The organism is Exiguobacterium sp. s80 (assembly GCF_018618725.1).
Classification (GTDB): Bacteria; Bacillota; Bacilli; order Exiguobacteriales; family Exiguobacteriaceae; genus Exiguobacterium_A; species Exiguobacterium_A oxidotolerans.
Genome location: NZ_JACSMP010000001.1, coordinates 126,313 through 150,739 on the forward strand (window position 1 = coordinate 126,313; position 24,427 = coordinate 150,739).

Below are 24,427 nucleotides of genomic sequence, written 5' to 3' on the forward strand. Positions count from 1 at the left end.
CGACCGATTTTTCGGGCGCTAGAGAGAGCCAAAGCGTGATCCGCGCTTTGGCTCTTTCCATGTCGCACGAAGTTCGGTAAAATCAAACAGTATGAAGTGAATCGGAGCCAAAGAGAGGGAGACTGAACGTGGAAAAACGCGATTATTATGAAGTGTTAGGTGTTGCACGCGACGCCTCAGCAGCAGAAATTAAACGAGCTTATCGGAAACTCGCCCGGACGTATCATCCGGATGTCAATAAAGAATCAGATGCCGATGCAAAATTCAAAGAGATTTCGGAAGCGTACGAAATTTTGTCTGACGACAATAAACGAGCACGTTACGATCAGTACGGTCACCAAGATCCATCGCAAGGTGGTGCAGGATTCGGCGGCGCAGAAGGATTCGGGGACATCTTTGACATGTTCTTTGGTGGTGGTGGACGCCGTCAAGATCCGAATGCACCGCGTAAAGGACAAGATCTCCAGTACGTAGAAGAAATTGATTTCATGGAGGCATTCTCGGGTGTTGAGAAAGTCATCACGATTCCAATCGAGGAAGATTGCGAAACGTGTCATGGATCAGGTGCAAAACCAGGGACGCACCCAGAAACATGTAAACGTTGTGCTGGATCAGGTCACATCAACGTCGAACAAAACACGATGTTCGGTCGTGTCGTCAACCAAACAACATGTTCGACATGTCACGGGCGTGGACAAATCGTCAAAGAACCATGTGAAACATGTCGTGGTGCAGGTCGTGTCCGTAAAAATAAAGACGTTCGTGTCAAAATTCCAGCAGGGATCGACAATGGACAACAAATTCGCTTAGCTGGTAAAGGGGAAGCAGGCGTCAACGGCGGACCGTTCGGTGATCTCTACGTCGTCGTCCGTGTCCGGGAACACGAATTGTTCGAGCGCGTTGACGATCATATCGTCATGGACATGCCGTTAACATTCGCTCAAGCGACACTCGGGGATGAAATCGAAGTGCCAACCGTTCATGGAAAAGTTAGCTTGAAGATTCCGGCCGGTACACAAACTGGATCACGGTTCCGCCTTCGTGGTAAAGGGATGCCGAACGTTCGTTCAGGTCATCATGGTGACCAGTATGTCAACGTCGTCCTCATCACACCGAAGCATTTGACAGATCGTCAAAAAGAAATCTTACGTGAATTCAACGAAATCAGTGATGAAAAAGGTGTCGAAGAGCAGCATGAAGGTGTCTTTGGCCGTATTAAAACATTCTTTAAAGGGTGATTCGCTAAAGGAGCGTGACAGGAAATGAAATGGTCAGAAGTTTGTGTCCATACGACACAAGAAGCAGTCGAAGCAGTCTCGAATATTTTACATGAAGCAGGAGCGAGTGGTGTCGTCATCGAGGATGTCGAAGATTTCGAGATGATGTCGCATCGTGAAGACAACTTCGGTGAAATTTGGGATGAGAAAAAACGAGACGAATATCCGGATACAGGTGTCCTCGTTAAAGCTTATCTTGCGGAAAGTAGCGATTTGACGGATATGATTAAAGGAATCGAACGTGATATCCAGATGCTGACGCAGTTCGGACTGACGATCGGTTCAGGTACTGTCACGCTCACACAAGTCGATGAAGAAGACTGGGCCCATTCGTGGAAACAGTTTTATAAACCGGTCAAGATCAGCCGTCACTTGACGGTTGTTCCGATGTGGGAAGACTATACACCACAACCGGATGAAAAAATCATCGAACTTGACCCGGGTATGGCGTTTGGGACAGGAACGCATCCGACGACAGTTCTCTGTATTCAAGCGATTGAAAACTACTTGCAAGAGCAAGATCGCGTCGTCGATGTCGGGACGGGTTCAGGTGTCCTCGCAATCGCCGCTGCGAAACTGGGAGCAAAAGATGTGTTCGCGCTTGATTTAGATGAAGTCGCTGTTAAATCAGCGACGGATAACGTGGCACTCAATCAAGTCAGTGACCGGATCACAGTCCGTCAAGGTGACTTGATGAAAGCATTAAATGAGCCTGTCGAATTGATTGTCGCAAACATCTTAGCTGAGGTCATCTTATTGTTTGTGAACGATGCCTACGAGCTGACACTGCCAGGCGGGCACTTCATTGCTTCAGGCATCATCAGTCAGAAGAAAGACATGGTTGTCGAGGCGATGACCGAGGCCGGCTTTACGATTGTTGAAACAACAAAACTGGAAGACTGGGTCGCAATCATTGCGAAACGCGAGGCCTGAGCCGATGCAACGATACTTTGTAGAACAGGCAGCTCGCTCGGGAGAACGGTTTACCTTGCAAAAGGATGACGCCCATCATATGAAAAACGTCATGCGAATGGATGTCGGGGATGAAATCTTGGTCCTTGATGGAACCGGCCTATTTCGTTGTGCGCTCGAAGAACTCGACAAACAACAGGCCGTCGCATGGATTGTCGAGTCGTTACCAATCGATACAGAATTACCGATTCGGGTGACGCTTGCTTACGCCTTGCCGAAAGGGGATAAAATCGAGCTTGTCGCTCAAAAAGCGACCGAACTCGGGATGAATCAACTACTCATTTTTGAATCCGCCCGTTCGGTCTCGAAATGGGATGCGAAAAAGGTCCCGAAAAAAATCGAGCGTCTTGAAAAAATCATCAAAGAAGCAGCCGAGCAATCCTACCGTGCTCACTTGCCGCAAGTTGACTATGTGACGTATGATGAAGTCCTACAAGAAGCACCGCAATATACGGCATGTTTAGTCGCATACGAAGAATCAGCGAAAGAAGGCGAAGCTACGGCTTTTGCCTCGACTCTGGCGCGACTACAAGCAGGGGATTCACTCCTCGTCGTGATTGGTCCTGAAGGTGGACTGACGGAGACGGAGGTAACACGGTTGACCGATGCCGGCTTCTTACCGGCATCACTCGGACGACGGATTTTACGGACGGAAACGGCGCCGCTGTATGTCCTATCCGCCGTATCGTATCATTTTGAACTGAAAGGGTGAACGAAATGGCTACTGTTGCCTTTCAAACGCTTGGCTGTAAAGTCAATCATTATGAGACAGAGGCCGTCTGGCAGCTGTTTAAAGATGCAGGTTACGCGCGTGTCGATTTTGCAGATCATGCAGACGTCTACGTCGTCAATACATGTACCGTTACGAATACGGGTGATAAAAAAAGTCGTCAAGTCATTCGACGGGCGATTCGTCAAAATCCAGACAGCGTCATCTGTGTAACGGGTTGTTATGCGCAGACATCGCCTGCTGAAATCATGGCGATTCCAGGGGTTGACGTCGTCGTCGGGACACAAGACCGCCACAAGATGATTGGGTACATCGAACAGTTCCGCGAAGAACGGATGCCGATTAATGCAGTCGGGAACATCATGAAGGCAAAAGTCTACGAAGAACTGGACGTTCCAGCGTTTACGGACCGGACACGTGCTTCGCTGAAGATTCAAGAAGGCTGCAATAATTTTTGTACCTTCTGCATCATTCCATGGGCACGTGGGTTGATGCGTTCTCGTCAACCGGAAGATGTCTTAAAGCAAGCACAACAGCTCGTTGATGCCGGTTACAAAGAAATCGTCCTGACGGGGATTCATACGGGTGGCTACGGTGAAGATTTGAAAGACTATAACTTAGCGAAGTTACTCAAAGCACTCGAGTCCGTCACAGGTCTTGAACGCCTTCGGATTTCTTCGATCGAAGCGAGTCAAATCACGGATGAAGTGTTAGACGTCTTAAAGGATTCGCCAATCGTCGTCCGACACTTGCATGTCCCGATTCAGTCAGCATCGGATACCGTTTTACGGCGGATGCGTCGTAAGTACACGATGGCGGAGTTCGGGGAACGGATCACGCGTCTGAAAGAAGTGTTACCGGACTGTGCCATCACGTCAGATGTTATCGTCGGTTTCCCGGGTGAGACGGAAGAAGAGTTCATGGAGACGTTCAACTTCATCAATGATCATAAGTTCAGTGAGCTGCATGTCTTCCCTTATTCGAAACGGACAGGGACACCAGCTGCGATGATGGACGATCAAGTGGAAGAGTCGATGAAAGAACAGCGTGTTGCGCGTTTGATCGCTTTATCGGATCAACTCGCAAAAGAATATGCTTCAAAATACGAAGGGGAACTGCTTGAAATCATTCCGGAAGAGTTTTCGGAAGAAGCAGGCGGTCGTCTCGTCGGTTACACGGACAATTACTTACGTGTCGCAATCGAAGGGGACGAATCTTTGATTGGTCAACTCGTGCGCGTCAAAATCAATAAAGCCGGCTATCCAATGAATGACGGACAATTCGTCCGCATCATGGAGACATTAAAAGAACAAGCGATCTGAAATGAGTTCGTCTTCCTGCTTCAGGGAGACGAACTTTTTTAGCGAGTAGACAACGTGCTATCGGGAAATCAAGCGTCTTTTTTCGTTGCTTTCCTCGGTCTTTCTTTCCTCTGAACGTGCGTTGGAAACGTACTTTTCCCGCAGGAGTCAACGAAACGTGACGCTTTTTAGGGAATACCGTGACGGAAATCCGGGCATGCAGACGGTTTAGAGTGCACTCCGTCTTGAATCGCCTTAGAACCGCAAAATACAATCGGTCGCGACCCTGGCGCTTTGAAGACGAGGTGAGAGACAGGGGAGCACGAACGGATTGACTCTCGATATCGCATGTTCACGCTTCATAACACGCTGAACAAAATAAATTATTTTGTTTTCAAGTAACGGATACGCTACACTGAGGAAAGATTCTAACAAGAGAAAGAGGACAATCTATGCGAATTAATAAATTCATCAGTGAAACAGGATACTGCTCAAGACGGGCAGCGGATAAATTAGTCGATGCCGGTCGCGTCACAATCAACGGTGTCGTTGCCGAACTCGGCTCACAAGCGGAAGCGACGGATGCCGTTGAAATCGATGGACAGCCGCTCCAAACAAAACCGACGCTTGAGTACTTGATTTTGAACAAACCGGTCGGCATCACATGTACGACCGAACTCGACATCGAAGGAAATATCATCGATTTCGTCAATCATCCGAAACGGATTTTCCCGATCGGGCGCTTAGACAAAGACTCAGATGGACTGATCATTTTGACGAACGATGGGGACATCGTCAACCGGATTTTACGGGCAGAGAATAATCACGATAAAGAATATATCGTAACGGTTGATGCCCCGATCACAGAGACGTTCATCGAAGGAATGGCGAGCGGCGTCGATATCCTTGGAACAACAACGAAAGAATGTATCGTCGAACAACTCGAGTCACGGACATTCCGAATCGTCTTGACGCAAGGCTTGAACCGGCAGATTCGTCGCATGTGTAAAGAATTTGGTTACCGCGTCAAACGGTTGCAGCGGGTCCGTATCATGAATATTGAGTTAGGTGATTTACCGATTGGTGAATGGCGTGACTTGACGGAGTCAGAAATGAAAACCTTATTTACGACGCTCGATCAGGAATAACGAAAAAGTCGCCATGATGATGGCGGCTTTACTTGTATACATAAGGAGGTTCATTGTGGATAAACGGGGAATGAGCGCGACGTTCGTCGCCTACGTGATTGGCGGGTTGTTACCGATTTACAAATTATTTGCAGACACTGTTCCGGCGTGGACGGTCGTGTCGATTCGCATCATCAGTGCGTTCATCTTCGTCACACTATTATTACGTTTGTCCGGCAAATTTACGCAAGTCGGTCGATTATGGCGGAATAAAAAACAACGTCTGACCGTTTTAGCTGCTGGTCTTGTCCTCGGTGGGAATTGGACGCTCTATCTCTATGCAATCGGTGAAGGGTACATCGTCGAATCGTCGCTCGGCTATTACATCAATCCGCTCGTCAGCGTATTGTTTGGGTTGTTATTTTTCCAAGAACGTTTGAACCGGCCCCAATTGATTGCCATCATCAGTGCCATCATCGGTGTCTTGATTTTGACATTCGGCTACGGGAAGTTTCCAATCATTGCTTTTTCGCTTGCTGTTTCGTTTGCTTTTTATGGTGTGTTAAAGAAAAAGGCAGCGGCAGAACCGTTATCAGGGTTATTCCTAGAGACGTTAGTGACATTACCGTTCGCGTTGTTGACGCTTGGTGTGACGGGAGCGAATCCGCTCGCTTTACCGACCGGAGCCTTGATTGCCATCATCATGCTTGGTGTTGCGACAGCTGTTCAGTTGATGCTGTTTGGGTACGGTATGCCGAAGATTCCATTTGTATATGTCGGTATCTTGCAGTACATCGCACCGACGTTGACGTTAGTACTCGGTGTCTTTTTGTTTAATGATGTGTTTACATCGATTCACTTCGTGGCCTTCCTGTTCATCTGGATTGCCGTCGCACTGTTTACGATCAGTGGTTTATCGGCAGGACGAATGAAGATGAAAAAGGTCTCGTAATTCAGAAAAGAGGAATGGAACGATGAATAAACCTGGCCTGTTTGCCACATTAGGAGCATATGTCATTTGGGGATTACTTCCGATTTATTGGAAGCTGTTAGCTAGCGTCTCAAGCGAGGCAATACTCGCCAATCGGATTGTCTGGTCGTTTTTGTTTTTATTACTGTTATTGTATTTCCAAAAAGCATTACCTAAATTGACGACGGCGTTTAAAAATCAACGGACACGAAGATTGTTTTTCTTGAACGGAATCATCATTAGTATGAATTGGTTTATCTACATCTGGGCAGTCAACCATAATTTCATCGTCGAAGCCTCGCTTGGCTACTACATCAATCCGCTCGTCAGCATCGTGTTCGGGGTGTTCTTCTTTAAAGAGAAATTGTCACGGATTGAATGGATTGCAATTTTGCTCGCGACGATCGGTGTCTTGATTTTAACAATCGGTTATGGCGAGTTCCCTTGGATTTCGCTTGCGCTCGCATTTAGTTTCGGCTTTTATGGTGTCGTCAAGAAACAACGTCCGCTCGAAGCGACGGTCAGTCTGACACTCGAAACGCTCGCACCGCTACCGCTCGCACTCCTTTTTATCAGTTATCTTGGTGTACAAGGAACGTCGACCTTCTCGCACACACCGTTCGTCACGGCAGGATTATTGTTGACAGGTGTAATCACGGCCGTACCGTTACTTTTATTCGGTTTTGGTGCCCAACGGATCCCATATACAGTCGTCGGTTTTCTACAGTTTGTTGCTCCGACGCTATCACTTGCCATCGGTGTTCTCTTGTATGATGAACCCTTTACACGTACACACTTGGTCGCGTTTACATTTATTTGGTCGGCTGCGCTCGTCTTTACGTTAAACAGTTTATTGATTCGAAAAAAACAACTGCGGAAAGTAGCGTAAAAAGATAGAAGTCTGACCTCTTGCGTGATAGAATAGAAAAAGAGTATAAGGGATATCCTTAAGGAGGAAAACTAATCATGAACTTAGCAGCTATGATCGACCACACGGCACTCAAGCCGGAAACATCACGCGCCCAAATCGAAACACTTTGCAAGGAAGCACTCGAGTACAAATTTGCTAGCGTCTGTGTCAACCCGACGTATGTCGCACTTGCAGCAGAACTTTTAAAGTCTGACGACGACGTTAAAGTTTGTACAGTAATCGGTTTCCCACTTGGTGCGAACACACCAGAAGTCAAAGCTTTCGAAACGAAAGATGCGATCAAAAACGGTGCAACTGAAATCGACATGGTTCTTAACATCGGCGCACTAAAAGACGGTGACGTGGAACTCGTGGAACGTGATATCCGTGCAGTAGTCGAAGCGGCGAATGGTACACTCGTTAAAGTCATTTTTGAAAACTGCCTCTTAACAAAAGAAGAAATCAAAACAGCTGCTGAACTTTCAGTCAAAGCTGGAGCGAACTTCGTTAAAACATCAACTGGTTTCTCAACTGGTGGTGCAACGGTTGAAGACATTCGCCTCATGCGTGAAACAGTGGGACCTGACATCGGTGTGAAAGCTTCAGGTGGCGTTCGTGACTTCGAAGGCGCTAAAGCGATGATCGATGCTGGTGCATCACGTATCGGTGCATCTGCTGGTATCGCCATCGTAACAGGTGGTTCTTCAGACAGCGATTATTAATTCGCAATAAATACATCATCAGACACGTCTTTCCTATGTTAGGAGGGGCGTGTTTTTTTGTTGTCAGGAAAATTCTGAATTTAATCTAGCTATTAAGAAGTCAGACATCACTTCCGATAATCAGATGTAGAACGTTGGAAGGAAGTGTAGAGATGTTGAAACACTGGAAACTAGCAATGCTTGCGACGACGATCAGTTTAGCAGGTTGTGGAAGTATCATCGACGATCCAGATCAAGCAGTGAAGGAACGTCAAAAAATGGCGGTTGTCTTATCAGATGTCGGTCTTGGTGATCAATCGTTTAGTGATGCCGCGATGAGTGGGATGGCCTTACTACGTGAAAAAGAAGATTGGTTCATTGATTATCGTGAACTAGGGGAAACGAAAACATATAAAGTGGCGTTTGATACGTTGGCAAAAGAGAAGCCGACCGTCGTCGTCGGATTAGGTTTTATGGGACAAGCGGAATTAGAAGAAGTCGCGAAACGTTATCCATTGCAACAATTTGCGTTGATTGATGCCGTATCAGAACTACCAAATGTCTTATCGGTTACATTTAAAGAAGATGAAGGCAGTTATCTTGCAGGAGCTGCTGCTGCGCTTCAATCGGAAAATGAGACGATTGGGTTTGTTGGAGGAATGAAGTCGCCTTTAATCGAGAAGTTTGAAAAAGGATACACGGCAGGAGCAAAAGCCGTCAATCCGGACATCAAAGTTTTAGTCGATTATGCAGAAGACTTTGCAGCACCCGAAAAAGGACGGACGATTGCGAACGATCAAATGAAACAACAAGCAGATGTGTTATTTGCCGCAGCTGGTTTGACGGGCAGTGGTGTCCTCGAAGCAGCGCAAGCAAAAGGCAATAAAGCGATTGGTGTCGATAGTGATCAGACGGCAATTGCGCCTGACGCCGTCATGACCTCGATGTTAAAACAAGTCGATCTCGCGATCACGACGATTGGCGATACGGTAAAAGAAAAAGGGTTACAGTCGGGTCAAATCGTGCTCGGTGTCAAAGAAGGTGCGATTCAACTAGCCCCGATTCGAAATGTAACGTTTTCAGAGAAAGATTTAAAGCAACTTGAGCAACTGAAACAAGATGTATTAGAAGGGAAGGTTGACGTACAATGACGTTACGGACACGCTTTTTAATTTCGACACTCGTGACGATCATCAGTGTCGTTGCCTTGATGGGATGGACGTTGGTTGAACTCCGGCAAATTCAATCGTACAACGAAGATTATGGAAAACAGCTTGTCGAAATCTCGGAACTTGAAACAAAACTACTGTACGAACAAGCCGCATGGAACCGTCTTGCAACTCAACCGTCTGACAGTCAAGTCGAGCAAGTACTCGCTTTAAGTCAAAAGAACGAGAAGGCGCTACAGTTGCTTGAAAAAACGTATTTAATTGATGCATTTAAAACGGAAATGGACCGGGCGGAAGCAAAATATACTGCGTTATCAGCTGAACGAAATGATTTGGTCGAGGGGCGTAACCCGATTGAAATCCGATCATATGCTGCCCGAATCGAGGGTGTACTAAGTGATTTGTATACACTACATACAAAAAACGGTGAGTTTTATGATGTACTGCAACAAGAAGCGAAGGACCAGACCGTCAATTTGACACGGACTGTGTTAATCGCAACGTTTGTTTTATTGATTGCGTTAGCACTATATAATTGGTATTTCGCACGGAGCATTACGCGTCCAATCAGCCGTGTCGTTAAAACAGCGGAGCAAATTTCGGCTGGTGATTTATCGGAGCAACTGGAGACGTCAGGACGAGCAGATGAAATCGGTCGTCTCGAGTCAGCGATTGCGCAAATGCAACAAACGTTACATGGTGTGATTGGGACGATTAGTCATACTTCGAATACAATCAGTCAAATGAGTGAACAGGCAACGTCTGAAAATGCGAACATCGTCGAAGTGTCTGGTAATATGACGCATGCGATCAATGAGATGGCGAGCGGAACACAGACAGTATCGGATGATTTACAGACGACGGTCAGTACGATTACAGACATGAGCTCCTCATTCGACCAAAGTGAACGTCGGGCTCAGCTTGCATTAAGCCAAGGTCAAGTCGCAGACACGACGATGGGGCAGAGTGCTTCGGTCATGGAAGAACAAACAGCCTCACTCGCTGCGTCGACGGTTCAAAACCGCGAACTTGGACGTCAGCTAGAAGGTTTCCTTGAACAGACACAACAAATCGAAAAAATGGCAGAACTTGTTTCAGGTGTCTCGGCGCAGACAAACCTCTTATCCTTGAATGCAGCGATTGAAGCGGCAAGAGCCGGAGAAGCAGGACGTGGCTTTGCCGTCGTCGCAAGCGAAGTGAAAAAACTTGCGGACGAGACGCACCAAGCGACACGATCAATCTTCTCACTCGTACGTTCGATTCGCCAAGATGGTGCTGTCTTGCAAGAAGCATTGTTGCGTTCTGAAAAAGAACAAGAGAATCAGGTCGCAAACTTTGCTCAAGTCAAATCGGCATTCGAAGAGACGCGGAAAAATGTAGCCGATGTCACTGAAACGCTCAATTACGTGACATCACAGCTTGTCCGCTCGAAAGAACAAGCGAATGATGTCGTCAATCAGGTCAGTTCGGTTAGTGGCGTAATGGAAGAGTTAGCGGCAGGGAATCAAGAGGTCGCAGCTTCGATGCGTGATCAACAAGCTTCGTTCGAGCAAATTCATCAATTGATGTTAGAGCTCGAGACGACAACAACATCACTTGATCAACAAACAAATCAATTTAAAATTTAATGACCTCTCATGTTCTCAATATAAAAAATAAGCCCCGACACATCAATCGACGTGTCGGGGCTTATTCATTTTAAAAGAAACTTTCTGGGTTTAGTTCGTTTGTCCGTCCGTTCGCATTATATTGGTAGCCACCTTCATGAATCTCGAAGTGAAGATGGGGACCGGTTGAATTCCCCGTACTACCGAGTTTTCCGATTTGTTGGCCTTGCTTGACTTGTTGTCCTTGTTTAACTGTCAAGGCATTCATATGCGCATAAACAGTCGTATATGTCTTACCACCGATGTTGTGTGCGATATAGACATGATTACCATACGGACCACCGGAGCTTGCTTGAATGACAGTTCCAGCAGCTGATGCGACGATTGCAGAATTGACCGGTCCAGCGAAATCGGTCCCGTTATGATAAGCATAGCCATTATTTCCGCTCGCGGCACCCATACCTTGTGAAATGGAACCGTTCGCAGGTTTGATGAATTTTCCGGTTGCATTTGAGATAACTTTCGTACTTGCTTTACTGATTGAAGCAGGTTGCGCCGATTGCGCGGCTGCTTGTTTTTTAGCTGCGAGAGCAGCGGCTTTGGCTGCCGCTTCTTGTGCCTTAAGTTGAGCAGCGGCCTCTTTTAGACTTAAGATGTTTGATTCGATTGAACGCTTTTGTTTCTTCAAGCGTTTTAATAAGGCTGTTCGTTTGTCCTTTTCAGCATTCAACTCGTGTTGCTTCTTTTTTAGAACTTTCCGGTCATGGATGAGTGCGGTACGTGTATCTTCAAGTTCTTGTTTTGCTTCTGCCAACTCTTGTTTACTCGTTTCGTAATCTTTTAATAATGAAGCATCACTTTCGGCAATCGTATTGAATGCGTTGAAGCGACTGATCATATCACCAATGTCTTCTGCACCGAAGACAGCTTCGAGCAATGGATCTTTATCAGATTTAGCTTGTCGAACTGCCAGCCGATCGCCGAGCATTTTTTCTTGTTTTTTGATTTTCTTCTGTAAAGCTGTAATCTTTTGTTTAAGTTTCGTTAACTGACGTTCATTTTGATCAATCTTTTGTTCATTTTCGACGACTTGAAGCGTCAATCCATTGATTTGTTGGTCAATCGCGTAAACTTTCTCTTGGGCTTTCGATAATTGTTGATTGTTTTCGTCGAGTGCTTCTTTTTGTTTTGATTGTTTTTGTTCGTTTTGTTGTTGTTTGTCTTTATATGAAGTCGCAGCACCTACGGATGTAACGAATGGTGTTGTGAGAAGTGTGAGTGTCATCAGGGAAATTCCCATTGAGTGCATGAAAGATTTTTTCATAAGTGAATCGATCAGTCCTTCCTTGTTGTTGAGTGATACTTGTACTACTCTAACAACAATTTTTACGGAGGGACGTTACAGTTTATTTAAAATAATAAGGAAAATAATGATAGAAAGTATGTACTTTTTATGAAAATAATTGATAAGTATCGTAAAGAAGACAATGAAAAGACTGGTATAAAGCGGTAAAAAAGGAATGGTAGACGAGATAGAAAGATAAAATTCAATAAAAGAACATTGATATGTTTTTGTAATATTTTATATTCATTATTAAAAAGTGGTTTGATATATGAATGATTCGGTTATTTAAATTAGTTTTGGACTAAATGGTCAGACACAAAAAAAGGAATTACTTTTTTAAGCGCTTTGCTCGGCAAGACAAGATACGTTGGGACTTTTTCCTGAAGGAGTCATGTGAAACAAGAGGGGAGAATGCAATAACTCCCACCCTTGTAGTCGCATGGTTTTCAATCAGTCGATCGGTACTCATTCTTCATAGATCATTTTTCGCGTCATCCCACCATCAAGGACAAGTGTCTCTCCCGTCAAGAAATCATTTTCGGGGTTCGTTAAGAACAGGGCGGCACGAGCGACATCTTCTGGCTTACCGACGCGTCCAGACGGGTGTTGCGAATGATCCTCCGGGGAAAGTTCATGATAATTCCCGGTCTCGATCCACCCTGGTGCGATTGCATTGACGAGAACGCCTTTGGGACCTAACGAAACGGCAAGAGCATGTGTCAAAGCGACGATTCCACCTTTTGTTGCGGCATACGATTCTGTATCAGGCTCCGACATATAGGCACGAGTCGAAGCCAAGTTAACGATTCGACCACCGTGTTTTAGATGTGGTGCAGATGCCTTTGTTGTCAAAAAGATACTGCGTAAGTTCGTATGGTTGACGCGGTCCCATTCTTCGAGCGTGAGTTCAAGAAGGGGTTTTCGAATGATGATGCCGGCGTTATTGATGATGATGTCGATTTTACCTGTATGTTCTAATGCTTTTTCGATGAGTAAGTTGACATCATGTTCGTCTTGAACGTCCAACCGGTAAAAGTAAGCCGTTCCACCAGCTTCTTCGATTTCTTGAGCAATGACTTCACCCGTCATTTGATCAATATCTGCTAAAATGACGACGGCACCTTCATTTGCATATGTTTTAGCAAGCGTTGCACCAATCCCGTTTGCAGCACCAGTAATAATGACCGTTTGATTGACTAAATCCATGTCTTTCACTCCTATTCTTTGCAACTTTCCTTCTAAATGGAATAGCCTGAATCGGATTGATTAAAACCTAACGTTTCAAGTACGGTTGAGGATTATCAATCAAGTGTAGAGGGAATAGTATTAACGTTAAAGACATTAAATCGTCGAATGGGGGATTTACGGATGGATTTATCGAATGAGAAATTAAAACAACAACAAGATCAATATGCGGAAGAAGCAAAGGACTATATCGATCGTCCGAAAAAAACAAAATCGATTTTAAAACGAGCGAACAATTCAATTCAAAAAAATTCAAGTCTGTCACTTGTCTTTTCGCCGGTTCGCTTATTCATTGATATGGTACGTTCGTATCAATCAGGAGAATACCGAAATATCCGCCGGACAACAATTCTAAAAGTAATCGGTGCGTTGATTTATCTGGTTTCACCAATCGACTTGATTCCAGATTTTATTCTTGGTTTTGGGTTCGCAGATGATGTCGCGATTATTCTGTTCGTCACGAAAACGATTTTTGAAGAGTTGACGCGATATAGTGATTGGCAGGATGAGCAACAAAAAGCACGAACGCAACCTATCCAAAGTGAAGATGCCTACTGAAACATAGACGGATTGTTGAGCCTGACACTGATTGATTCAGTGTCAGGCTTTTATAATGGAAAAAAGTTGTTTTCTGTACGCTACTCGTAAAGTTCGTTACACTGGGAAGAGGAAACGAACGGAGAAGAGGAGGTATGTGATGGCCTGGCATGCATGGATGGAGTCCTATGGGTATCTAGGGATTATGGTGACATTAATGTTTCCGTTTTTACCAAGTGAAGTCCCGCTCGCCTATGCGGGTTACTTAGTGCATACGGCACAATCAAATATTGTCTTGATGTTACTTGTCGCCGTCTTCAGTTTCGTCGTCAGCCAGAACATCTTCTTTACGATCGGTCAACTCGGAAGTGAGCGGCTACTTGGACGCGTTTTTAAATTGTTTCGGATTTCTGAAACGAGAATGGTTCAATTTCAACAGCAAATGGAGACGCGCGGACGATTTATTTTACTCCTGTCACCGATGTGGCGCATGGGTTTTGCGGTTGGAGCAGGTCTGACAGGTGTTTCTCGTTTAACGTTCACGCTCGCAACGACGGTGTCCTTTTTTGTGTGGTCAGCGTTTTTCATCTGGGGTGGAAAAAAGCTCGGGCATGGTATGAATGGACGACATCATGATTTTCACCAGTATACTCCGTGGATCATCGGGCTATTGCTTCTTCTCGGGGTTTACCTATATGTTAGAAAAAAGAGAATGCTAAAAAAATAGAGGAGTGTTTTCATGGCAGTTATTTTATTTGATATTGATGGGACATTGATCGACTCGACAAATCAGATGACAGAGGCGATTCATCTTGCGATGGCAGACATGCCGCATCTTGAAAAACCATCAAAAGACCGCGTTCGGGCAAGTTACGGACTGGCGGGAAGTGCGTTTTGGGAAAAGGCGATTCCGGATGCGTCAGAAGAAGACATTCGGTTGATTCGCCAAAAGCGTCATCATCATTTAGAACAGACAATGAAGGATCAAGAGGTGTTGTTTGAAGGAGTCCGGGATTTACTCCGCACCTTGACGGAACAAGGGCATATTGTCTCGACGGCAAGCAATTGCGGGGTCCACTACATGAATCTTGTCCTCGACAGTCAAGCCATCCGACCGTTTTTCACGAGTCCGAAATGTTTAGGTTCAGTGAACGGAAAACAAAAAGCTGATATTTTAGCGGCACATCGAGCAGAGTTTGGAGACGTCGAGTACTTGATGGTCGGTGACCGGTCGTCTGATATCGAAGCAGCACGAATTGCAGACATGCCGGTTGCGATTTGCCGGTTCGGTTTCGGGACGATGGATGAATGGGAACTCGCAGACCACCAGCTTGAACAACCGTTAGATGTCTTAAAGTTTGTTTAAAGTATGATAATTAAAAGAAGCGGATTGCCGGTACCGGCAATCCGCTTCTTTTAATTATTCAAAATCGAGTCGGTAGTCTTCCTGGTTCGTCCAGGGGCGGAAGCGACGGAATAACTGATGGAAGGATAAGCAGAGGACAATCGGGAGTAAAATGAATAATCCGAAGACGAGCAGTCCATTTGCCCATGTCCATCCACCTGCCATCAAATGCAAAGCATTGATTGGACCGATCAACCCGGACATACCGAAGCCGGCGCTAAACGGTGTTCCTTGAATCCCTAAAATCCCGGCTAACCCGCCGAGAACAGCGGCACTACACATGACGGGAACGATCATGATGGGATTTCGAATGAAGTTTGCCATCTGAATTTTCGGTGATCCTAAAAAATGCGCAATCGACGTTCCGCGAGAATTTGCCTTCCAGCCTGCGATTGCAAGACCGAATCCAGCTGCACAGACACCGAGGTTCGCAGCGCCTGCCGCAATGCCGGAGAGGCTGATGGCTGTCGCAATCCCGACGGTCGATAGGGGAGAGACAATCAAAACAGAAAACGTGACCGCTAACAGGACGCCCATCAAGATTGGTTGCAGAACAGTGAACTGAGTGATCATTTGACCGATCGCCGCAGTGATTTTAGTGACGAACGGATATGTAAGGACGCCGATCCCACCTGCACCGACAATGATCAACGTCGGCATGACGAGAACAGTGTAGGTTTTAAAACGATTTCCAATCCATAAGACAAGTGCGGTTGCGATGGCAGCTGTTACACCTGCGTTGATGACATCACCCGTACCGACGAATAAAAAACCGGCTGTTTCCGTCCGTGTTGCGACACCTGAACCGACGACGGTCGCTAGACCAATCGAGGCGGTTTCGATTGGAGTCGTCTTGAATTGCATGGCGACGGCAACACCGATGACCATCGGTAGCAAGCGCATCGCAATCGTAGTCGAGTCGATGATGTGTTGAGCGGGCGCGAAGTAAGGTAATAATGCTTTGGCGAGTTCGCCGAGCAGAGCACCTGGGATTAGTGCAACTAAAATTCCGATACTGAGTCCGTTCAGTACATGGATACCGAACTGACGATTGATTCGTGTTGTAGAAGATTCGATGGGAATACACTCCTTATGTAATGCTTTTGTGCATAACAGCATAAAAGCTATGAATTGTTTTTTATCTTACGCGACAGGAAAGAACACGTCAAGAAGAAATAGGAATTTTCTGTGAATTGATGAGTGCATTCTGTTCGCACTCCGTGAAAAGGACTGGTAGAGTAAAAGGGTAAAAGATATTAGAGAGGATGAATGAAATGGCAGAACAACAAATCGTTTTAGCAGAAAGACCTGAAGGACGTCCGACGCGTGAAACGTTTCGGTATGAATCAATCGAACTAAACGCACCAGACGCGGGACAAGTCTTGCTCGAGACACTCTACATTTCAGTTGATCCATACATGCGCGGGCGGATGAATGATGCACGTTCATACTCGCAACCATTTGAGCTGGACGCACCGGTTCAAGGGGGTGTCGTCGCGAAAGTCATCGAGTCACGTAGTGATGCTCTTAAAGAAGGGGATATCGTCGTCGGAATGCTCGACTGGGCAACGAAACTTGTTGTCGATGCAAAAACTGTTCGGAAAATTGATGCGTCGCTCGCACCTGTATCGACAGCGCTCGGCGTACTCGGTATGACAGGGATGACGGCTTACTTTGGTTTACTGGATATCGGTAACCCGCAGCCAGGTGAAACGGTTGTCGTGTCGGCTGCGGCCGGGGCTGTCGGATCAATCGTCGGTCAAATCGCCAAAATCAAAGGTGCTCGTGTCGTTGGAATCGCGGGAAGCGATGAAAAGACGACATACCTAAAAGAGCAACTTGGTTTTGATGAAGTCATCAACTACAAAACGGAAGACGTCGGCGAAGCGCTCGACCGCGCATGTCCGAGTGGGGTCGATGTTTATTTTGAGAATGTCGGAGGCGAGATTGGGGACGCGGTCATTGACCGTTTGAATCCGTTTGCCCGTATTCCGGTCTGTGGCGCGATTTCTGGATATAATGAAAAAGAGAACATCGGACCTCGCGTACAATCAAAATTGATTGCTTCACGGGCACGGATGCAAGGCTTCTTAGTCGGGGATTATGGAAAACGTTTCAAGGAAGCGGCAGAACAGTTAGGGAAATGGGTCAGTGCCGGTGAATTGAAATATGAAGAAACGATTTTTGAAGGTTTCGATAACGTTCCGGATGCATTCCTAGGTCTGTTCGATGGTTCGAACACAGGAAAGTTACTCGTGAAACTGTAAAGTGTAGACTTTGTATGTAAAAACGTACTATCTAAAAGAAGCGTCGGACGATTCGTAATTGAATCGTCCGACGCTTCTTTTTTTAGGTACGACGTGTAACGTCGATCATGATTTTTTTTGATCGTCTTTCAATTCTTCTAAATCTGGATCGGGGTGTTGTGTCTCAGCAGGCTTGATGCCGGGGTCTGATGTTTCAGCCGGTTCAGGATCTGGGTGAAGACCGACGTCTGCCTGTTCATTTGGTAAATTCTCTTTTTTTTCATTCATGGTAAAATTCATTCCTTTCTCTTTTTCGAATCTTCTTAAGATTTACCCGTCTATCTGATTCTGAAACTAATGAAGTGCTCATCATATTTTATTGCCTAATTATTCAAAAGTAAGTCACGAACAAACTACAGTCCATGCCAATCAGTCATCTTCTCAACTGGAATGTAAGGAAATACTGGAGAACATTCATCAACTCTTTACAAAAACCTTGCAAGGGATTTAAGTGCCCTTTGAACTGCTCTCGTAGACTGAAAAGAGATCAAGCAGGAAGGGTGTTTTGAACGTGAATGGACAACAGTGGAAAAGAAAAGTAACGCAACAGCTAAGTTGGGTCCGTGCTGAACAAAAGCGATTGAAGACGGAACCAGCAGCGAGTTCGACTGCGTTCGAGACATTACAACGGTTAGGATCGTTGGGAACGGCTAAGACGATTCGTCCGTCAAACAAGCCGGTTGAAACAAAAACGAAGCGCTATCAAGAAGAGAGTAATCAACAATTACTCGATACGATTGACTACCAATCGATTCCGCTTCGGAGTCAGTCACGTTACTATGAGCCGCTACCGCTTGAAGTAGCTGTCGTCTGTTCCGAGTTCATGCATGCCTATTATCAAGATGCGTTCCATCTCCATTATGTGAATGCAGACACGTTTGAGGATGTCTTTAGTCGTAAAATCGATCTCTTTTTAGTCATCACGTCATGGAAAGGCTTGCAGGGGGGTGACTGGAAAGGGGTCGCGACACCGAAATCGAAAAAAAGAACATTACTCCTCCAGATGATGCGAGAGGTGAAACAGCAAGGGATTCCGGTCGTCTTCCAGTCAACGGAAGACCCGAGTAACTTCGACCGTTTCAGTGAGCTGGCAAAACAAGCCGATTATGTGCTGACATCGGACGAAGCGATGCTTCCGGAATATCAAGTGCTTTGTGGCCATGACCGGATTGAAGCGGTCTCGTTCGGTGTGAATCCGCTGATCCATAATCCGCTTGGCGCGACCCGAAGCCGGAAAAATCATGTGTTGTTCGCCGGGAGCTGGATGGCGAAGTATCCAGAACGTGTCAAGGATACGGAAGTGCTGTTCGATGGGGTGATGAGCTCATCGCATCAGCTTGATATCGTCGACCGCAACTATCACCTCGGCTTACCGGACTATCATTTCCCGGACCGGTACGTCAAACGGGTTGCACCTGCGATTCCGTATGATGCGCTTCAGCAGGTGAGCAAATGTTACGACTGGGTGTTGAATCTCAATAGCATCAAATACAGTAAAACGATGTGTGCGCGCCGGATTTTTGAATCGCAGGCACTTGGGAATCTAATCATTTCGAATTATAGTATCGCCGTCAACAATCTGTTTCCAAACGTATTTACAGTTCACGATCAACAGGAAATCAAAGCAATCGTCGAACGGACATCTGAAGAAGACATTGAGCGATTGCGTGCTGAAGGAATTCGTTCCGTCATGTCGAGTCACACGGTGTTTGACCGGGTCGATCAATTGGCGCGGATGTTGAAACTCAATCAACAACAACCGGCGCGTCGCCTGCTCGTCGTCTTACGCAATCCGACACCGGCTCTTGAACAGCAGATTGCCAAGCAATCGATTGAAGCGGATGCTATTTGTCACCTGTCCGAGTTGACGGAAAGGGAATATGGAAAAGCCGATCTTGTTGCCCTGCTCGACGGCGGCGAGTCGTACGGGGAATATTACCTCGAAGATTTACGCAACGGCTTTAAGTTTGCCGATGCCGATATCGTCCGGAAATCGCTCAGCGGACAAGCCGCTTATGAAGTCTTTGAGACGTCAGGCGCAGATACCGGAGCGATGGTCTGGCGGGAGCATGTCCCGTTTGAACAGTTTGTCAGCGGAACGTTATCCGGACGGACGCTCATGCTGGATCGCTTCGAGTGGAATGAACAGTATCAAACGAAGCCGCTCCTTGCGCCGGTCTTGTCAGTCGTCGTGCCGATTTATAACAACGGCCCTCATTTGATGTATAAGTGTTTTGCGAGCTTGAAGCGGATGAATCGTTTTGACGAAACGGAAATCGTGCTTGTCGACGACGGGTCGACGGATTTCGGGACGATTCAAGCCGTCGAACGAATTGGACGGCGACACGGGAACGTGACGACTTACTTCTTTGAAACAGGCGGGAGCGGAAGTGCATCACGTCCTCGTAACAAAGGTGTCGAACTGGCGCGTGCCGACCGGGTGGCCTTTTTAGATCCGGACAATGAAGTGCTCAGTGACCGTTATGCGGAGTTGTTAGATGAGCTTGATCAAAATCCGACGCTCGATTTTGCAGTCGGTCATATGAAAAAGTTAGCGGAGAAGACGAGCATCATCGCCTTGCCGACGATTCGGAAAAAGGGACGAACCGTTTGTGAAGACCCCCGTGCCTATCTGCTTGAACATCGTTTTGCCGTGCAAAGCATTCAAGCATTGGTCGTCAAGCGCGATTTCCTCGTCAAACATCAGCTGGAACAGGTCGTCGGAGCCGTCGGTCAAGACTCGTTATTTTTCCAAGAGATGATGTTACGGGCGGAGCGTGTTCTGCTTGTGAACCGCGTCGTGCATTATTATTACGCGGCAGTCGCCGGCTCGACGGTTAACTCGTTGACGGTCCGCTTCTTTGAGCGCAGTGTCCTCCGTGAACGGGCACGAGCAGAGAAGTTTGCAAAATATGGTGTGCTCGACCAATACAAGACGAAACGTTTTGAGCATTTCTTCGAACACTGGTATTTGGTCAAGCTGCGCCAATGCAGCGATAAGGACTTTGGACCAAGTGTTGCCTTATTACGGACGATTGTCGGGTTTTACGAACCGATTCAACTAACGGCACCGTTAGTCCGACAGTTTGTTGAATTAGCGGATGCGGGTAAGACGGATGCGATTCAAGAATTGTTATTAGAGGAGGTCACGGCATGACGAGCACAGCAGGAATGAAACGACCAAAGGATCAAGTCCGCGCCGCCTATTATGACCAGTTAGGGGTCGCGTTCGGAAAAAAGGTCCGGGCGCGCATCCACTGGATAGTACGTGAGGCGAAGGGAGAAGACATCCTTGATGTCGGGTGCTCAGGGGGACTCGTCCCGATTTTACTCGGACGCGAAGGGAAACGTGTCACAGGAATCGACGTCTCTCCGGAAGCAATCGCTGAAGCAACGTCTGCGTTAAAAGAAGAAGCGGCATCTGTCCAATCCGTCGTCATGTTCAGTGAAGCGAACATCATGTCTTTTTCAGCAAACCGGCAATTCGATACGGTTTTGATGACGGAAGTACTCGAGCACATCGGTGAACCGGAACGGGTGATTCAGCAGGCATATACACTCGTCAAACCAGGTGGACGTCTTGTCGTGACCGTTCCGTTCGGCGTTAATGATTATGCCGATCATAAGCGGACCTATTATTTGAAACGACTTGTCGAACAAGTAACACCTTATGGCACGATTGAAAAAATCGAACGGTTCGATAAGTGGCTTGGCGTGACGCTTGTCGTTCAAGAAGATGTACAACCGGCCCGGATGTTGTCTGCAGAAGAAGTCGACTGGCTCGAAAATTCGTTTGAGACTGTCGAGCGGATGCACCTAGCGGAAGTCATCCGTCTAAAACAAGTCAACAAGCGGCTGGAACAAAAAGTGCAACACGTAGCGGAAATTGAATTGCGGATGGTGGAACAATCGAATGAACAGGTGAAACTGGAACACCAAGTAAGCGAGATGAATCAACAGCTGGAACAACTTGCGCACCAATATACGTTAGTGCTCAAACGTTACGAGGAGGCACTCGTTTCGAACATGGAAGTGCTGGAGGCGAATGAAGCATGGAAATCAAAATACCGGTCACTCGCAAATTCAAAATTAGGAAAAGTCATCGTCCGTTACTGGAAGCTCAGACGAAAACTATCACGAAGACAGGCAAGGCGTCGATGAACGTGTTGATGATTTGTCAAAACTTCTATCCGGAAATCGGAAGTGCTGCGAATCGGATGAAAAATATTTTTAAACGGATGGAACAACGGGGCAGTGACGTCCATGTCTTGACGTCGGAGCCGCTTTATCCGACGGCGGAACTCTATACGGATGCGATGTTTTGGGACGAACCGACGCTTGACGCCGCGCACATCACACGGATTCAACCACGCGATGTCCGGGCGACGACTAATTTGTGGAAACGACTCCACCTCTTCATCGAACAGTTTTTCTTAGCGATCAAAGAAGTGCGGCAAGATCCAAAACAGTACGAATATATCTATGCGACAACACCTTCGATTTTTATGGGACTGGTCGGTGTCGTCGCGAAACATGTCAAACAGGCACCGCTGATTTTAGATGTCCGTGATTTATGGCCGGAATCACTCGTCGGTGTCGGCATCACGAAATCACGCCTGTTATTGAGACCATTGTACTGGCTTGAAAAATGGATGTATCATCAAGCGGATCAAATCGTCATCAACAGCGAAGGGTTTCGGTCCTATATCGAACAGAAGGGGATTGACGCATCGCGTATTCACTACATTCCGAATTCGATTGAAGAAAATGAGTGGTTGATTAAACGGCGTCATGTCTCGGAACAGGTCCGCGTTGTCTACACGGGAAACATCGGACTGGCGCAAGATGTCTTTTTATTACTTGATGTGGCGGAACGGTTGATGGTCGACAGAAACATTGAATTCCATGTCGTTGGTTACGGATACCATAAGGAAAAATTCGAGAAGTTGATTGCGGAGCGGAAACTGACGAACATCCACTTCATGAACGCGATGCCGCGTTGGGACGCATTGAAACAGCTCGCTAAAAGTGACATCGCCTTTGCGACGCTTGTCGAGAGCACGGCATTTGACACGGTCACACCAGGGAAAATCATCGATTATATGGCGATGGGATGTGCCATCGTCGGCGCTGTTTCCGGACATGCCGCAAAAGTGATTGAAGCATCGGGTGCTGGTGTCGTATCGCGTGACCGCAGCCGGGACGAGATCGTCCGGCAGATTCGTCATCTCGCAAACAATCCGGAAGAACGGGCATTGATGGGACGCTCTGGCGTCTCCTACGTCCAAACACATTTTGACTGGGAACAAAATGAAGAGCGACTGTTTGAAGCGATTCGTCAAACTTGTCAACAGACAGTGGAGGTGAAGGGATGAAACGTGTCGGAATGTTTGTTTGGAACACTTTTACGAACGATGCCCGTGTGTTAAGGGAATGTACCGCCCTTGCTGATGCTGCGTATCAGGTCGACTTGTACTGTTTAAATGACGGAACGTTACCGAAAATCGAGCAGCATCCAGCAGGTTTCCGCATTCTTCGGATTGATCGCACACCACCACTTGCCGGTGTGCTGTCGCGTTTTCGGAAACGGTCACCGGTTACGCTAGTCGCGGCTATCGGAGTGTTGGTACTGATTCCGTGGTTGATTCCCGTCTTGCTCATGCTCTATCTGTTACAAAAAAGCCGCTTTTTACGCTATGCGCTTTATAACAGCTTTGGCATCATCCGGATGACGCGCGCCGCAAGACAGCGTCAATACGATGTCATGCACGCCAATGATTTAAATACGTTACCGCAAGCGATTTTAGCAAAACGTCAGGCAAAAGTCGTCTATGATTCACACGAAGTGCAAACCGACCGGACAGGATACGGAAAGGGACAAGGAATCCTTGAGCGTATCCTGTTGCGTTTCGTTGATTGGACGATGGTCGAAAATGATACAAGAGCGGATTATCACCAGCAACTGTACGGAAGCCGGCCGACGGTTCTTCATAATTATCCGTTTTATCAGGAAACGATCCCGGCGGCACGTTCGCTGCACACAGAACTCGGTCTCGACCGTGCGGAACCGATTTTGCTTTATCAAGGCGGGATTCAAGAAGGGCGCGGACTGGAACGATTGATTGAGGCGATGCCATCCGTGACGAACGGAACTTTATTATTTGTTGGCGATGGTAAAATCAAAACACATTTGCAACGCTTAGCCGCGGAATCTTCAGCGCGTGAGCGGATTTATTTCATCGATAAAGTACCACTAAATCAGTTGCCGAGTTATACAGCGGCAGCGACGATTGGGTTCCAAGTCTTACAAAACGTCTGCTTTAACCATTATTCAGCCTCATCGAATAAATTATTCGAATATATGGCAGCACTTGTCCCGGTCGTCGCGGCAGACTTACCAGAAATTCGCCGGGTCGTCGAAACGGAACAGGTCGGTTTGATTGTCGATGTCGAGTCGCCGGAGTCGATTGCGCAAGCCGTCAATCGCTTGATAGCGGATGATTCGTTACGCAATCAGATGAAAAGCCGAGCGGAAGAGGCGAGAAGACGGTACAACTGGGACGAGGAAAAACAACATCTCTTAGCGGTATATGCGGCTGTTTCAGCGGGAACAGCACCTGAAGTCAATTAAAGTTACAGCTAATACCAAGTGAAACCACACAAATGGAGAACGTTTGATGTGGATATGGTCGGTATCATACAAGGTTCGTCAACGTGTTCGTCGATTCTTTACAACCTTTACGTAAAGTACAGAAAATACGGCGAATGTAAGGTCTGTGAAGAATGGTTTAAGAGATGGTTAGAACCATTGGAAACACTAGGAAT

At 46.7% G+C, this 24,427-nt stretch carries 22 protein-coding genes; 18 read left to right on the forward strand and 4 right to left on the reverse strand.

The window, feature by feature from the left end; genetic code table 11:
- Nucleotides 1-128 precede the first annotated feature (128 nt).
- The 10 genes from dnaJ to KNP94_RS00725 all read left to right on the forward strand — a co-directional run bounded on the left by dnaJ (nt 129) and on the right by KNP94_RS00725 (nt 10,785).
- Nucleotides 129-1,238 carry a molecular chaperone DnaJ gene (dnaJ, locus tag KNP94_RS00680; protein WP_088836526.1) on the forward strand — a complete coding sequence of 370 codons (1,110 nt, stop codon included), beginning with the start codon at nt 129-131 and terminating at the stop codon, nt 1,236-1,238.
- A 24-nt stretch (nt 1,239-1,262) separates the two neighbouring features.
- Nucleotides 1,263-2,210 (forward strand): 50S ribosomal protein L11 methyltransferase, encoded by a 948-nt coding sequence (gene prmA / locus KNP94_RS00685; protein ID WP_029332902.1) that lies wholly within the window; start codon nt 1,263-1,265, stop codon nt 2,208-2,210.
- A 4-nt stretch (nt 2,211-2,214) separates the two neighbouring features.
- Nucleotides 2,215-2,961, forward strand: coding sequence for a 16S rRNA (uracil(1498)-N(3))-methyltransferase (locus tag KNP94_RS00690; protein ID WP_215115087.1), 747 nt, complete (start codon nt 2,215-2,217; stop codon nt 2,959-2,961).
- Nucleotides 2,962-2,966: 5 nt separating this feature from the next.
- A complete protein-coding gene (gene mtaB / locus KNP94_RS00695; protein WP_088836529.1) occupies nt 2,967-4,301 on the forward strand; it encodes a tRNA (N(6)-L-threonylcarbamoyladenosine(37)-C(2))-methylthiotransferase MtaB in 1,335 nt (444 codons plus the stop codon).
- 431 nt (nt 4,302-4,732) lie between these two features.
- Nucleotides 4,733-5,428, forward strand: a complete 696-nt coding sequence (rluF, locus tag KNP94_RS00700; protein WP_088836530.1) for a 23S rRNA pseudouridine(2604) synthase RluF — start codon at nt 4,733-4,735, stop codon at nt 5,426-5,428.
- Nucleotides 5,429-5,483: 55 nt separating this feature from the next.
- Complete coding sequence (gene rarD, locus KNP94_RS00705) at nt 5,484-6,359, forward strand: EamA family transporter RarD (protein WP_029332906.1); 876 nt, start codon at nt 5,484-5,486, stop codon at nt 6,357-6,359.
- A 22-nt stretch (nt 6,360-6,381) separates the two neighbouring features.
- Nucleotides 6,382-7,266 carry an EamA family transporter RarD gene (gene rarD / locus KNP94_RS00710; RefSeq protein WP_088836531.1) on the forward strand — a complete coding sequence of 295 codons (885 nt, stop codon included), beginning with the start codon at nt 6,382-6,384 and terminating at the stop codon, nt 7,264-7,266.
- 77 nt (nt 7,267-7,343) lie between these two features.
- Complete coding sequence (gene deoC, locus KNP94_RS00715) at nt 7,344-8,009, forward strand: deoxyribose-phosphate aldolase (RefSeq protein WP_029332908.1); 666 nt, start codon at nt 7,344-7,346, stop codon at nt 8,007-8,009.
- A gap of 152 nt (nt 8,010-8,161) precedes the next feature.
- Nucleotides 8,162-9,139 carry a BMP family lipoprotein gene (locus KNP94_RS00720; protein WP_088836533.1) on the forward strand — a complete coding sequence of 326 codons (978 nt, stop codon included), beginning with the start codon at nt 8,162-8,164 and terminating at the stop codon, nt 9,137-9,139.
- On the forward strand, nt 9,136-10,785 hold the full coding sequence (locus KNP94_RS00725; RefSeq protein WP_088836534.1) for a methyl-accepting chemotaxis protein: 1,650 nt from the start codon (nt 9,136-9,138) through the stop codon (nt 10,783-10,785). The genes KNP94_RS00720 and KNP94_RS00725 overlap by 4 nt, the downstream gene beginning before the upstream one ends.
- 70 nt (nt 10,786-10,855) lie before the next feature.
- Here KNP94_RS00725 and KNP94_RS00730 read toward each other — a convergent pair whose 3' ends face one another.
- Entirely contained in the window at nt 10,856-12,049 is a 1,194-nt protein-coding gene (locus tag KNP94_RS00730) for a murein hydrolase activator EnvC family protein (protein ID WP_239456840.1), read from the reverse strand.
- Nucleotides 12,050-12,574: 525 nt separating this feature from the next.
- A complete protein-coding gene (locus KNP94_RS00735; RefSeq protein WP_215115088.1) occupies nt 12,575-13,315 on the reverse strand; it encodes an SDR family NAD(P)-dependent oxidoreductase in 741 nt (246 codons plus the stop codon).
- 162 nt (nt 13,316-13,477) lie between these two features.
- Between KNP94_RS00735 and KNP94_RS00740 the strand changes: the two genes are divergently transcribed.
- From KNP94_RS00740 to KNP94_RS00750, 3 genes are all read left to right on the forward strand, one after another.
- The gene (locus KNP94_RS00740) at nt 13,478-13,912 is read left to right on the forward strand and encodes a YkvA family protein (RefSeq protein WP_088836537.1); all 435 of its coding nucleotides are present in this window, start codon (nt 13,478-13,480) and stop codon (nt 13,910-13,912) included.
- 139 nt (nt 13,913-14,051) lie between these two features.
- Complete coding sequence (locus tag KNP94_RS00745; protein ID WP_215115089.1) at nt 14,052-14,618, forward strand: DedA family protein; 567 nt, start codon at nt 14,052-14,054, stop codon at nt 14,616-14,618.
- A gap of 12 nt (nt 14,619-14,630) precedes the next feature.
- Nucleotides 14,631-15,257 (forward strand): HAD family hydrolase, encoded by a 627-nt coding sequence (locus KNP94_RS00750; RefSeq protein ID WP_214765444.1) that lies wholly within the window; start codon nt 14,631-14,633, stop codon nt 15,255-15,257.
- Nucleotides 15,258-15,311: 54 nt separating this feature from the next.
- On the opposite strand, the gene KNP94_RS00755 is transcribed toward KNP94_RS00750, so the two are convergent.
- Nucleotides 15,312-16,415: a PTS sugar transporter subunit IIC gene (locus KNP94_RS00755; protein ID WP_251131923.1), complete on the reverse strand. Its 1,104-nt coding sequence runs from the start codon at nt 16,413-16,415 to the stop codon at nt 15,312-15,314.
- Nucleotides 16,416-16,570: 155 nt separating this feature from the next.
- On the opposite strand from KNP94_RS00755, the gene KNP94_RS00760 reads away from it, so the two are divergent.
- The gene (locus KNP94_RS00760) at nt 16,571-17,563 is read left to right on the forward strand and encodes an NADP-dependent oxidoreductase (protein ID WP_214765442.1); all 993 of its coding nucleotides are present in this window, start codon (nt 16,571-16,573) and stop codon (nt 17,561-17,563) included.
- Between the two features lie 105 nt (nt 17,564-17,668).
- Here the strand turns inward: KNP94_RS00760 and KNP94_RS00765 are convergent, their stop codons facing one another.
- Nucleotides 17,669-17,830: a hypothetical protein gene (locus KNP94_RS00765; protein ID WP_167331095.1), complete on the reverse strand. Its 162-nt coding sequence runs from the start codon at nt 17,828-17,830 to the stop codon at nt 17,669-17,671.
- A 283-nt stretch (nt 17,831-18,113) separates the two neighbouring features.
- Between KNP94_RS00765 and KNP94_RS16090 the strand changes: the two genes are divergently transcribed.
- Genes KNP94_RS16090 through KNP94_RS00785 form a run of 4 tightly spaced genes read left to right on the forward strand, consistent with a single transcriptional unit; the run spans nt 18,114 to nt 24,233 of the window.
- Nucleotides 18,114-20,759, forward strand: a complete 2,646-nt coding sequence (locus tag KNP94_RS16090) for a glycosyltransferase (RefSeq protein WP_215115090.1) — start codon at nt 18,114-18,116, stop codon at nt 20,757-20,759.
- Nucleotides 20,756-21,763 carry a class I SAM-dependent methyltransferase gene (locus KNP94_RS00775; RefSeq protein ID WP_214765438.1) on the forward strand — a complete coding sequence of 336 codons (1,008 nt, stop codon included), beginning with the start codon at nt 20,756-20,758 and terminating at the stop codon, nt 21,761-21,763. The genes KNP94_RS16090 and KNP94_RS00775 overlap by 4 nt, the downstream gene beginning before the upstream one ends.
- A complete protein-coding gene (locus tag KNP94_RS00780) occupies nt 21,655-22,977 on the forward strand; it encodes a glycosyltransferase family 4 protein (protein WP_239456843.1) in 1,323 nt (440 codons plus the stop codon). Before KNP94_RS00775 ends, KNP94_RS00780 begins: the two co-directional genes overlap by 109 nt.
- Complete coding sequence (locus KNP94_RS00785; protein ID WP_088836543.1) at nt 22,974-24,233, forward strand: glycosyltransferase; 1,260 nt, start codon at nt 22,974-22,976, stop codon at nt 24,231-24,233. The genes KNP94_RS00780 and KNP94_RS00785 overlap by 4 nt, the downstream gene beginning before the upstream one ends.
- Nucleotides 24,234-24,427: the final 194 nt, after the last annotated feature.